The organism is uncultured Intestinibacter sp., from assembly GCF_902468165.1.
GTDB lineage: Bacteria > Bacillota > Clostridia > Peptostreptococcales > Peptostreptococcaceae > Intestinibacter.
In genome coordinates this window covers 17,601-31,155 of the sequence record NZ_CABQXJ010000030.1, presented here as the reverse complement: position 1 = coordinate 31,155, position 13,555 = coordinate 17,601, and the positions used below count along the sequence as shown (strand labels likewise).

General features: G+C 28.3%; 10 protein-coding genes. All 10 read left to right on the top strand.

The genetic code is table 11. The annotated features are described in order from the left end of the window. The first annotated feature begins 418 nt into the window (after nt 1-418). The 10 genes from iorA to galT all read left to right on the top strand — a co-directional run bounded on the left by iorA (nt 419) and on the right by galT (nt 13,400). The gene (iorA, locus tag RDX53_RS07205; RefSeq protein WP_195931407.1) at nt 419-2,203 is read left to right on the top strand and encodes an indolepyruvate ferredoxin oxidoreductase subunit alpha; all 1,785 of its coding nucleotides are present in this window, start codon (nt 419-421) and stop codon (nt 2,201-2,203) included. A gap of 1 nt (nt 2,204) precedes the next feature. After that, on the top strand, nt 2,205-2,780 hold the full coding sequence (locus tag RDX53_RS07200; RefSeq protein WP_195931408.1) for an indolepyruvate oxidoreductase subunit beta: 576 nt from the start codon (nt 2,205-2,207) through the stop codon (nt 2,778-2,780). A 143-nt stretch (nt 2,781-2,923) separates the two neighbouring features. After that, nucleotides 2,924-3,994 carry a butyrate kinase gene (gene buk, locus RDX53_RS07195; RefSeq protein WP_195931409.1) on the top strand — a complete coding sequence of 357 codons (1,071 nt, stop codon included), beginning with the start codon at nt 2,924-2,926 and terminating at the stop codon, nt 3,992-3,994. Between the two features lie 26 nt (nt 3,995-4,020). After that, nucleotides 4,021-4,848, top strand: coding sequence for a MerR family transcriptional regulator (locus tag RDX53_RS07190; protein WP_195931410.1), 828 nt, complete (start codon nt 4,021-4,023; stop codon nt 4,846-4,848). Continuing rightward, nucleotides 4,841-5,752 (top strand): phosphate acyltransferase, encoded by a 912-nt coding sequence (locus tag RDX53_RS07185; RefSeq protein WP_195931411.1) that lies wholly within the window; start codon nt 4,841-4,843, stop codon nt 5,750-5,752. Before RDX53_RS07190 ends, RDX53_RS07185 begins: the two co-directional genes overlap by 8 nt. Nucleotides 5,753-6,059: 307 nt before the next feature. Continuing rightward, on the top strand, nt 6,060-7,265 hold the full coding sequence (locus RDX53_RS07180; protein WP_195931412.1) for a cation:proton antiporter: 1,206 nt from the start codon (nt 6,060-6,062) through the stop codon (nt 7,263-7,265). A 189-nt stretch (nt 7,266-7,454) separates the two neighbouring features. Beyond that, nucleotides 7,455-8,480: a LacI family DNA-binding transcriptional regulator gene (locus RDX53_RS07175; protein WP_195931413.1), complete on the top strand. Its 1,026-nt coding sequence runs from the start codon at nt 7,455-7,457 to the stop codon at nt 8,478-8,480. A 162-nt stretch (nt 8,481-8,642) separates the two neighbouring features. Continuing rightward, nucleotides 8,643-9,806, top strand: coding sequence for a galactokinase (locus tag RDX53_RS07170; RefSeq protein ID WP_195930890.1), 1,164 nt, complete (start codon nt 8,643-8,645; stop codon nt 9,804-9,806). 18 nt (nt 9,807-9,824) lie between these two features. Further along, complete coding sequence (gene galE / locus RDX53_RS07165; RefSeq protein ID WP_195930891.1) at nt 9,825-10,811, top strand: UDP-glucose 4-epimerase GalE; 987 nt, start codon at nt 9,825-9,827, stop codon at nt 10,809-10,811. A 15-nt stretch (nt 10,812-10,826) separates the two neighbouring features. Continuing rightward, nucleotides 10,827-13,400 carry a UDP-glucose--hexose-1-phosphate uridylyltransferase gene (gene galT, locus RDX53_RS14055; RefSeq protein WP_195930892.1) on the top strand — a complete coding sequence of 858 codons (2,574 nt, stop codon included), beginning with the start codon at nt 10,827-10,829 and terminating at the stop codon, nt 13,398-13,400. The last annotated feature ends 155 nt before the right edge of the window (nt 13,401-13,555 follow it).

Below are 13,555 nucleotides of genomic sequence, written 5' to 3'. Positions count from 1 at the left end.
ATATTTAAAATAAAAAAATACTAAATTAAGAAAATAAAGATGTTGTTATTTAAAAAATACATGAAAAATGTAAAATAGCAACATCTTTATTTATTTTTTAAGTAAAATTTCTACAGAATGAAAATGATTAGATATTAGATGATATAAAAATTATATATATAAAAATAATTATAAATTCTTTACAAAATAAAAAAATATACGCAATTTTCCCAAACAAAGATAAAGAAATAAGTTAAAAATATAAATTAAAGTAATTTTTTAGAGTAGATAAACAAAAAACACTAATTTTTGATTGACATTCCAACAACTGGAATGTTATATGCTTTTATTAAAGATAAGTACAATGATAATTCATTAAATGATTTTTAATAATACGAAGGAAAACGATTACAAGATATATTTAAGGGGGGATTTAGTTATGAAGAAATTAATGACAGGTAATGAGGCGATAGCACGTGGAGCTTATGAAGCTGGTGTTAAATATGCGTCTGCATATCCAGGAACTCCTAGTACAGAAATATTAGAAAATATAGCTTTATATAAAGATGATATAGTAGCTGAATGGGCTCCAAATGAAAAGGTAGCATTAGAATCAGCTGCAGGTGGAGCATTTGCAGGGGCAAGAACTTTAGCATCTATGAAACATGTTGGACTTAATGTGGCAGCAGACCCATTATTCACAGTTGCATATACTGGTATAAATGGAGGATTTGTAGTAATAACTGCGGACGAACCAGGTATGCATTCATCTCAAAACGAGCAAGACAATAGAAATTATGCAAAATCAGCAAAAGTACCACTATTAGAACCATCCACAAGCCAAGAGGCAAAAGATATGATGAAAATGGCTTATGAAATAAGTGAAAATTTCAATACTTTAGTAATAATGAGACTTACTACAAGACTTTGCCATTCAAAGGGCTTAGTTGAATGTGAAGATAGAAATGAAGTTGGTATAAAACCTTATGAAAAAGTAGTAAAAAGAGTAACAGTACCTGCTAATGCTAGATTATTAAGAGTAGATGTAGAAGAAAGAGAAAAGAAATTATATAAATTCTCAAATGAAACAGAAGTAAATTATATGGAAATAAATGAAGGAGCTAAAGTCGGCGTTATATCTTCAGGAATGTGTTTCAATTTTGCAAAAGAAGTCTTTAATAATAATGCATCTTATCTAAAATTAGGATTTACAAATCCAATGCCAGATGAAAAAATTAAAGAATTTGCTTCTAAAGTAGAAAAAATCTACATAGTAGAAGAAAATGATAAATTTATAGAAGAACATGTAAAATCATTAGGTGTAGATTGTATAGGAAAAGATATACTACCTGCATATGGTGAAATGACTCCTGATGTAATTAGAAAGAGCATATTTAAAGAAAACTTTAAACATGAAGATATAGATCCAGACTTAGTTATACCAAGACCTCCTACATTTTGTGCAGGATGTCCACATAGAGGTCTATTTTATGAATTAGGAAAGAGAAAAGACGTTGTAGTTGCTGGAGATATTGGATGTTATACTTTAGGATTTGCTTCACCATATAATGCGATGGACTTTGTTGTATGTATGGGGGCTAGTTTAAGTTCAGCTCATGGATGTCAAAAGGTACTTAATATGGTTGATGGAAATGAAAAAAGAGTAATAGGTGTACTTGGAGATTCAACTTTCTTCCACACAGGAATAAACAGCTTAATCGATGTTATATACAATAAGGGAAATTCAATTTCAATAATATTAGACAATAGAATAACAGGAATGACAGGACATCAAGAAAATCCAGGCTCAGGTTTTACACTACAAGGTGATGATACAACAGCAATAAATATTGAACAAGTAGTAAGAGCTTTAGGAATGAAAAATATAAGAGTCATAAATCCAAATAAATTAGATGAAGTAAGAGATGCACTAGATTGGGCAATTAGTTTAGACGAAGCGTCAGTTATTATAACTAGATGGCCATGTGCTCTTAAGAGATTTTCACAAGCAGATATAGACGAATTCGGAAAAGTATTTACAGATAAATGTGTTGTAGATGAAGAAAAATGTGTAGGATGTAAAAAATGCACAAAAACTGGATGTCCAGCAATATCAGTTAATAAAGAAACGAAAAAAGCTTTAATAGATAAAAACCAATGCTTAGGTTGTGAAGTTTGTTTACAAGTTTGTCCAAAAGACGCCATAGTAAAGGAGGAAAAATAAAATGACTAAAAGCATAATGTTAGTTGGTGTAGGTGGTCAAGGAACTATTTTAGCTAGTAAATTGTTGACAATAGGTCTAATGCAAGAAGGATACGATGTGAAAATGAGTGAAATACACGGTATGAGCCAAAGAGGAGGTTCAGTTTCATCTCAAATTAGATATTCAAAAGATAAAGTTTATTCTCCAGTTATTGAAATTGGTGGAGCAGATATGATAGTTTCATTTGAAAAAGTAGAAGCACTAAGATATTTAAAATATCTTAAAGAAGGTGGAACAATAGTAGCTAATAACTATAAGATGGAATCAGTAGCAACTATAACAGGTAGCGCTGAATATAAGGTAGAAGAAGTGGACGAAAAATTAAAAGAATTACATGCAAAAGTTATAAATGCAGCTGATAAAGCAGTTGAACTTGGAAATGAAAAAGTTATGAATATAATTTTACTAGGTACAGTTATAAAAGGTATGCACTTAGAAGAGATAGATTGGGAACAAATTATAAAAGACAATGTAAAAGAGAAGTTTATTGATATAAATATAAGAGCTTTACATGAAGGAATGGAATTAGTAAGTTAATTTATCTAATTTAAATAGATAATAAAAGTTAAATAGTTATATTTAAATAAAAATTTATTTAAGGTAAAGAGCTGTTATGAGAAAAGACTTATAATAGCTTTTTATCTATATAATTTTATCTATATAAAATGGGAGGAAGAGGTATGTCTTATAGAGTTTTAGTTATAAATCCAGGATCAACATCTACAAAGTTTGCTGTATATGAAGATGAAAAGCCAATACTAACAAAGTCAATAGAGCATGATGCAGCTGAAATATCTAAGTTTGATAATATATTAGATCAATATAAAATGAGAAAAGAACAGATACACAATGTATTAGATGAAAATAATATAGACTTAAAAAGTATAAATACGATAGTAGGAAGATGTGGAGGTCTTCCACCTGTAAAAAGTGGAGCATATAAGATAAATGATGAAATGATAGATAGACTTAGAAATAATCCAACTTTAGAACATGCATCAAATTTAGGAGCTGTTATATCTTATTCGCTTGCAAATGAAATTGGAGTAGATTCATATATATATGACCCAGTTTGTGTAGACGAATGTATTGATATAGCACGACCTTCAGGGCTAAATGGAATGGATAGACACTGTTTAACTCATGCCTTAAATACAAGAGCTATGGCTATTAAATATGCAAAAATGCATAATAAAGAATATAAAGATTTAAACCTTATAGTTGCACATTTAGGTGGTGGAATTAGTTTAAATGTACATGAAAAGGGACATATGATAGATTTTGTATCTGATGAAGAGGGACCTTTTTCACCTAGTCGTGCAGGAAGATTACCTGTAACTAGTTTGATAGACTTATGTTATAGCGGGAAATACTCTCATAAAGAGATGAAAAAAAGAGTTAGAGGAGAAGGTGGAATATATTCATATATGCACACTTTTGATGCTAGAGAAGTGGAATCCAAAATAAGCGATGGAGATGAAGATGCAAAATTAATATACGATGCAATGGCGCTACAAATAGCTAAGTCAATAGGAGAATTAGCAACTGTTGTAAATGGAGTTGTTGATGCTATAATTATAACAGGGGGAATAGCTTATTCTAAATATATGACAGAGAGTATTAAAAAAAGAGTTCAATTTATTGCTCCTGTTGAAATACTACCTGGAGAAAATGAATTAGAAGCCCTTGCATTTGGAGGACTTAGAGTTTTAAGGGGAGAAGAAGAAGCTAGAATTTATAAAGAAGAGTAATGTATAATTTTAGGGGCGTGTGATATATGAAAGAATTTTTTACTATTGGAGAAATTTCAAAATTATTTAATATAAATAGTAAGACACTTCGATATTACGATGAGATTGACTTATTTAAGCCGAGTTATGTAGATGAACATAATAAATATAGATATTATTCAATAGATCAATTTGAATGTCTAGAGACAATACAGTACTTAAAGGAATTAGGGCTTAGTTTAAGCAAAATAAAATATCATTTAAATACATTGAATTTGAGTAGTATAGTAGATTCTTTAGAATATCAAAATAAGATTATAGAAGAAAAAATAAATGAATTAAAACTAATTCAACAAAAAATAAATAAAAAGATATTTCAGATACAAGATGCGGTACAATTAGATTTTTTAGATCAGATAAGAGAAATTGACTTTGAACAAAGGTGTGTAATTGAATACAAAGAAAACATATCCTATAAAGGTGTTGAATTATTAGTTAGAAAATTAGCAAAGGTATCTGAATATAAGGTAAGCTTAACTTACGGAGATGTAGGGATATCGATTTCAAAGGATAACTTAAAAAATAAGATATATACCGAATATAATCGTGCATTTGTTATAGTTGAAGAAGGACAGTATGAAAAAAATATAGTAAAAGTATTTCCAAAATCGAAATATTTATCTATTAGATATAATGGATACCACAAAGATGCCCCAAAATATTATAAAAAGTTGGATGAATATATCATAAAAAATAATTATGAAATAATAGACGATTCAATAGAAATACAATTAGTAGATCCAAGTTTGATAACTTGTGAAAGTGAAATGGTATCAGAAATCCAAGTACCAGTAAGGAGTAGATTGTATGATTAAAAAATTAGATGAAATTTTGGATACTTTAAAGGGGAATGAAAAGGCAGTTTTATCAGTTGCAGCTGCACATGATGAAGAAGTATTACTTGCAATAAAAAGTGCAACTGAAATGGGAATAATAACACCTATATTAGTGGGGCATGAAGATGAAATAAGAAATATATCAAAAGAAATAAACTTTGATTTAAATGGAATAAAAATAATAAATAAAGAAACTATAGAAGAATGCGCAGAGGTAGCTGTAAAATTGGTTTCTTCCAAAGAAGCAGACTTTGTTATGAAAGGACTTTTAGATACATCTGTAATTTTAAAAGCAGTTTTAAATAAAGAATGGGGACTTAGAACAGACAGTTTGCTTAGTCATGTTATGATTTATGAAGTAGATTTTTATCATAAATTATTAGTAACAACTGATGGAGGTATGAATATTGCCCCTGATTATGAACAAAAAGTAAAAATATTAAAAAATGCGATAGAAGCTACAGAGCCATTGGGACTAAAAACTATAAAAGTGGCAGCTTTAGCAGCAAAAGAAAAGGTAAATCCTAAGATGCAAGCAACTATCGATGCAAAACAATTAGAAGAAGCAGGTAAAAATGGCGAATTTGGAGACAATGTAATTGTTGAAGGTCCTCTTGCGTTTGATTTGGCAGTATCAAAAGAAGCATGTGAAGTTAAGAAGTTTAAAACACAAGTTGGTGGAGATGTAGATATAATATTGATGCCGACAATTGAGGTTGGAAACGGAATAGGCAAGGCATTTACATATGCTGCAGGTGCAAAATCAGCAGGTATAATAATGGGTGCAAAATCTCCAATAGTTTTAGTATCAAGAGCAGATACTCATGAATCAAAATTATATTCTATAGCATATGGAGCTATAGTAGCATCTCATAAAAAATGATAAATATTTATAATTGGTTTATATAAAAAGACGTTTTTTAAAAACGTCTTTTTATTTTACATTAGAAAATAAATTTACTCGTTATTATATTTCTTATAAACTTTCTATGGAAATAGATTTATTACATAATAAGAAGTGGAAAAAATTACATAACTAAAACCTTTGGAATAAATGTTTTCTTTTGAAATGTTGGAAAAAGATTGAAATTTTCTTTTGATATATTATTTCAATGGGTGTATAATATCAGTTGCGTTAGGGAAGGAAAATTTTATAAATTAAATATTATGAAAGTAGAGGACATATTAATATGAATTCTTATTATTTTTTATTTGAGATATCATTAATCTTATTTTCGACTAAATTATTAGGATTGATATCTAGAAAAATTAAACTACCACAAGTAGTTGGGGCATTATTGGCTGGGATTATAATTGGCCCATGTGTATTAAATTTAGTTGTGGAAAGTGAATTTATAATGCAATTATCAGAAATAGGGGTAATATTCTTGATGTTTATTGCTGGTTTAGAAACTGATATATACGAATTAAAAAAACAAGGGAAAGCATGTTTTGTAATAGCAGTTTTAGGTGTATTAATTCCTTTTATATTAGGACTGGTAACAACTTATTTATTTGGTAAGTTTGGAATGCAGGATATTATGGGACATAGTAGTTTATTTTTAGAAAGTGTATTTGTAGGTGTGATCTTAACTGCAACATCAGTTAGTATAACTGTAGAAACACTTAGAGAAATGGGCAAATTAAATTCAAATGTAGGAAATACATTATTAGGTGCAGCTATAATTGATGATATATTAGGTATAATAGCACTGTCTTTAGTTTCAAGCTTTGCTGATACTTCTGTAAAAGTAAATATTATATTGTTAAAAATATTATTATACTTTGTATTTATGGCAATAGTATCATTTGTACTTTATAAAATATTAAAAAATTGGTTTATGGATAAAGAAAACTTTAAAAGACAAGTAATAGCAGTAATTGGTTTATGTTTATTACTAGCTTATATATCTGAAGAGTACTTTGGTGTTGCAGACATAACAGGTGCGTTTGTAACAGGTCTTATTATATCAGCAGTTGGTCTTAAAAAAGAAAAAATTATGTTTGCAGTAGATGATTTATCATATGCATTTTTATCACCAATATTCTTTGTGAGTATAGGTCTTAAATTAGTTTTACCAAAAATGAGTATAATAATAGTAGCATTTGCAATAGTATTATCTATAGTAGCAGTTATATCAAAGTTATGGGGATGTGCATTAGGTGCTAAAATATTTAAGTTTTCAAATAAAGAATCTCTTCAAATTGGAGCAGGTATGGTTTCAAGAGGAGAAGTCGCCCTTATAGTAGCAAATAAAGGCGTAAAATTAGGAATTATATCAAATGTAATTTTTGCACCTATATTAATAGTAGTAATAATAACAACTATTATTGCACCGATTCTTTTAAAAATAGCATTTAATGATAATAATTTAAATGATGAAATGATAAGTTAGTTTTTTAATAAATTTTATTATATTTATTTTATCGATTGCATTTTTAATTCGTTTATCATAAAAGTAATTTATAGATAAGGGTATATATTTATAATAACTGGGTTTATTATTTTATTATATATGTTTTATAATAAAGTAAATGCGCAGTTATTTTTATTTTGTAAAAATACAAATAAGGAGGTATTTATATTGGCGACATTAAAAGAGATAGCTAATGCAGTTGGGGTTTCAGTTGGTACAGTATCACGAGTATTAAATCATGATATTAGTATAAGTGTAAGTGATGAAACAAAAATAAAAATATTTAATATGGCAGAAGAAATGCAATATAAAACTTTGAAGCAAAGGAAAATAAATAATAAGATTGAAAATAACAAAATTAGAGTGGGAATAGTTGAAATGTACAATCCTAGTGAACAACTAGAGGATCCATATTATTTATTACTTAGAAGTGTAGTAGATAGAGAATGTTTTGAAAATGAAATACAAGTTGTGAATTTATATAAAAACAATGAGGAATATAAGTATATAGGAGAAGAGCCAATAGACGGTATTATCGCTATAGGTAAATTTAGTAAAAAAGAAGTAAAAAAAATAAGCGAGATAAATAAAAACATTGTGTTTTTAGATTCTTCACCAGATGAAATCAACTATGATTCGGTAAAAATAAATTTTAAATTAGGTACAATAATGGCACTTGATCACCTAATTGAATTAGGTCATAAGAAAATTGGCTTTATAGGAAGTTTTAAAACTTTAGATGATTATAAAAACAAGAGTTTAGATAAACGAGTAGAATTTTATAAGTCCTATATGAAATCTAAAAATCTATATAATGAAGATTATATTATTGATACTATGGATGTTACCTCTATAGATGGATACAATAAGACAAAAGAATTTATATTAAATAATGATAAACTTCCAACTGCTTTTTTTGTTGAAACAGATACTATAGCAACGGGAGCTTTAAGGGCTTTATATGAATGTAATATAAAAGTACCAGAGGATATAAGCATTATTGGATTTAATGATTTAATAGCATCACAACACACAATTCCACCGCTTACTACAGTTAGGGTCCATATAGAGAATTTAGCCAATGCGGCTGTAGATTTAATTTTAGAAAAGGTTTCGAAAAATAGAAAATACAGTAAAAAAGTTATAATACCGAGTCAATTGATTATAAGACAAAGTACAGGAGCTGTTAAATAATAAGTAAAAAATTCTACATCTTTTTAAATTATAGATGTAGAATTTTTTTATAATAATTTAGTAAAATTTTAGTAAAATTTTAGTAAAAATATTGTTATTATTATTTGTTTATGATAATATGAAAATATAGAAATCGAAAAATTTTATATAGGGGGCAATATAGTGAAAAAATTTATTTTAGAAAAATTTAAGGATATTTTTAATTACGATGAAAATTTAAGAATATTTTTTTCTCCAGGGAGAGTTAATTTAATAGGTGAACATACTGATTACAATGGGGGTCATGTATTTCCTTGTGCTTTGAGCTTTGGTACTTATGGTGCTATTTCTCTAAGAGGTGATAAAATTGTTAGAATGTATTCAGAAAACTTTGTAGATAAAGGAATTATTACTTTTAATATAGATGATTTAAAAAATGAAAAAGAACATGATTGGGCAAATTATCCAAAAGGAGTTATAGAAGCTCTTAGAAATCATGGATATGATATAGAACAAGGATTTGATATGGTGGTATATGGAAATATTCCAAATGGCGCAGGTTTATCATCATCAGCATCACTTGAGCTGTTAATGGCTGTTATGTTAAATGATATTTTTAAATTCAATGTAGATAGAGTAGATTTAGTAAAATACTGCCAAGAAGCAGAAAATAACTTCATAGGTGTTAACTGCGGTATAATGGATCAATTTGCCATAGGAATGGGTAAAAAAGATAGTGCTATATTATTAGATTGCAACACTTTATCTTATAAATACAGTACAGTAGCATTAGAAGATAAGGTCGTAGTTATAGCTAATACTAATAAAAGAAGAGGTCTTGCAGATTCAAAATACAATGAAAGAAGAAGTGAATGTGAACAAGCGTTAAAAGAACTTCAAGTTAAATTAAATATAAAATCTTTAGGAGAGCTTACTGAAGAAGAATTTGAAAATAATAAATACTTAATAAAAGATGAAGTTAGGATAAAAAGAGCTAAACATGCTGTTTATGAAAATCAAAGAACTTTAAAAGCAGTAAAGGCTTTAGAAGAAAATGATATAGAAGCTTTTGGAAAATTAATGATAGAATCACATAATTCGCTTAGAGATGATTATGAAGTTACAGGAAAAGAATTAGACACATTAGTTGATTTATCATTAAAACACGAAGCTACTGTAGGAAGTAGAATGACAGGCGCAGGATTTGGTGGATGTACAGTATCTATAGTCGAAGGATCTAAAGTAGATGATTTCAAAAAGTTTGTAGGAGAAAATTACAAAAAAATTATAGGATACGATGCAGATTTTTATGTGGCTAGTATAGGTGATGGAACAAGAGAAATATAAATACGGGAGATGAATAATATGATATTAGTATGTGGTGGAGCAGGATATATAGGAAGTCATGCAGTTAGACAACTTATCGATAAGGGTGAAGATGTAGTAATAGTAGATAATTTAGAAACAGGACATAAAGATGCAATACATCCAAAAGCTAAATTTTACAAAGTTGATATAAGAAATGAACAAGAATTAAATAAAGTATTTGAAGAAAATGATATAGATGTAGTTGTACATTTTGCTGCAAATTCTTTAGTAGGCGAAAGTATGACAAACCCTTTAAAATATTTCAATAATAATGTGCACGGAACAGAAGTGTTATTAAAGGTTATGATTAAAAATGGTGTTAAAAAGATAGTATTTTCATCTACAGCAGCAACTTATGGTGAACCTAAACAAATACCAATATTAGAAACTGACCAAACTTGTCCAACAAATGCTTATGGAGAAACAAAGCTTTGTATGGAAAAAATGATGAAATGGGCAGATTGTGCACATGGTGTAAAATATATCTCACTTAGATACTTTAATGTTGCAGGTGCTCATGAAAGTGGAGAAATAGGAGAAGATCATAATCCAGAAACACATTTAATACCATTGATACTTCAAGTTCCTCTAGGAAAAAGAGAATTTATATCAATATTTGGAGATGACTACGACACACATGATGGAACATGTATAAGAGATTATATACATGTTATTGACTTAGCTGATGCACATATACTAGCAGTTGAAAAATTAAGAAGTGGATCTGATAGTAACATTTACAATCTTGGTAGTGGAAATGGATTTACAGTAAAAGAAATGGTACAAGCAGCAAGAGAAGTTACAGGACATGAAATACCAGCTAAGATTTGTGAAAGAAGAGCAGGGGACCCAGCTAAGCTTGTTGCAGCATCAAATAAAGCGAGAACAGAATTAGGATGGAATCCTAAGCATGAAAATATAAAAGAAATGATTGCAACAGCTTGGAAATGGCACCAAGGTCATCCAAATGGATTTGAAAAATAATAAGGAGAATTTGTTATGGATATATTTGTAGAATTTGAAAGATTGATAAATTTTGGATTAAAAAATAAATTATTTGAAAAAGAAGACGTAATTTTTATGAGAAATTCTCTTATAGAATTATTTAAAATAGATGAATATGTAGTAGAAGAAGTAGAAGATGAAGATTTAGAAAATGTTACACCTATAATGAATAATATATTAGATTATGCATATGAAGTAGGTATTTTAGAATCTAATTCACCAGTATATAGAGATTTGTTAGATACAAAAATAATGGGATTATTAATGCCTAGACCATCACAAGTTATCAATAAATTTAATGAATTATATAAATGTGATGAAAAAAAAGCGACAGATTATTTATACGACTTAAGTAGAGCATGTGATTATGTTAGAACTTCTAGAATTGCTCAAAATATGACTTGGAAAACAGATACAAAATACGGTCAATTAGATATAACAATTAACTTATCTAAGCCAGAAAAAGACCCTAAAGCTATTGCAGCAGCTAGAAATATAAAGAGTGCTTCTTATCCAAAATGCCTGTTATGCAAGGAAAATGTTGGATATGCAGGTAGATTAAATCATCCAGCTAGACAAAATATAAGAATAATACCTTTTGAACTTCAAGGAGAAAAATGGAATTTACAATATTCACCATATTCTTATTATAATGAACATTGCATAGTGTTATCTAGTGAACATGTTCCTATGAAAATAAGCAAAAAGACTTTTGACAGAAATCTAGAATTTGTAGAAAAATTTCCACATTATTTCATAGGGTCTAATGCAGATTTACCTATAGTAGGAGGTTCAATACTAACTCATGATCATTATCAAGGTGGTAGATATGAATTTGCAATGGCAAAGGCTGAATCCGTTTACGATATAGATATAGAAGGATATGAAGATTTAAAAATATCTGTAGTAAAATGGCCATTATCAGTTATCAGAATAAATGGCAAGGATAGAGAAAAGATAAGTGAATTAGGAGATAAAATATTAAATCATTGGAGAAATTACAGTGATGAAAAAGTAGGAATATATGCATATACAGATGAAACTCCTCATAATACAATTACACCTATATCAAGAAGAAGAGGAGAAAACTATGAATTAGATTTAGTTTTAAGAAATAATAGATGTGATGATGAGCATCCAGATGGTATATTCCATCCACACAAAGAGCTTCATCATATCAAAAAAGAAAATATAGGTCTAATAGAAGTACTAGGATTAGCTGTATTACCAGCTAGACTTAAGGAAGAGTTAGCTAAAGTAAAAATATGTTTATTAGATAGTTCAAAAGAACATTTAATGCATGAAGATGAAGCTTTAGTACCTCATCTAGATTGGTTTAATTCAATTAAATCTAAATATGTAAATATAAATGAATCAAATGTAGATTCAATAATAGAAAATGAAGTAGGATTCGTATTTGAAAAAGTGCTAGAAGATTGTGGTGTTTTCAAATGGGATGAAGAAGGACAACAAGGTATAAAAAGATATCTAGAAGATCTTAAAAATTGTATTGAAAAAAAAACTTTAAAATGTAAAAAAAAAGTAGTAGGGCATTTGAATAATTCTGATATTGTAGCTTATAATGTAAAGTTTGAAAATGGATTTGAAGTAGAAGTACTTAATTTAGGAGGTGTTATAACTAAAATAATAACTCCTGATAAAGATGGTAATTTAGAAAATATAGTAGTTGCGTATGAAGATATAGACGACTATATAGAAAATCCACATTATTATGGTGCAATTATAGGAAGAACAGGTGGAAGGATCTGTAATGGAAAAGTAGTTATAGAAGGTAAAGAATATCAACTAAATAAAAACTACGGTTTACATCAAGGTCATGGAGGCGATGAAGGTTTCAATAAAAAAATATGGGATGTAGCAGTTGAAGAAACTGAAGAGTATGTTTTATTAAATTTAAGTCGAGTTTCACAAGATAAAGAAGAGAATTACCCTGGAAAATTATATGCTGAAGTCGTTTATAAAATATATAAGGATTTTAAATTAGACATTATTTATAAGGCAGATAGTGATAAAACGACTTTAGTTAATATGACAAATCACAGTTATTTTAACTTAAGCGGTAATATAAAAAGACCTGTAACAGATTTTAATTTAAAGCTTGATTGTGACAGTTTCTTAGAACTTGATGAGACTTCTATTCCAACAGGTAAAATTTTAAAAGTAAAGGATAATAAACCGTTTGATTTTACAGAACTTAAATCTATAGGAAAAGATATCGATGATAATAATCAGCAAATAAAATTTGGCAAGGGGTATGATCATGCGTTTTTATTAAAAGACGATAAAAAAATATACGTTGAAGATCCAAAAAGTAAACGTAATATGACTATTCAAACCAGCCAAGACGCTGTAGTTATTTATACTATGAATTCTCAACAAAAGAAAAATACTTATATGGGAAAATTACCTCCTATACGCCATGGAATTTGTTTTGAAACACAAGCACCTCCAATTGGAAAAGATATGTGCTTTATAGATAGATCTATATTAAAAGAAAATGAACAATATCTTCAAAGCACAACTTATTCTTTTGGATTGATTAAATAAATATTTAATTAAAGCTCCCAAAACAATTGAATTTGTAATGATTTAAATTTGATTGTTTTCATATATAACATATATTTTTATATTTTATACAAAGCTATCGTAATTTTATATTAGTGCGATGGCTTTTTTTTGAAAAAATTTAAAAAAAATGAGCT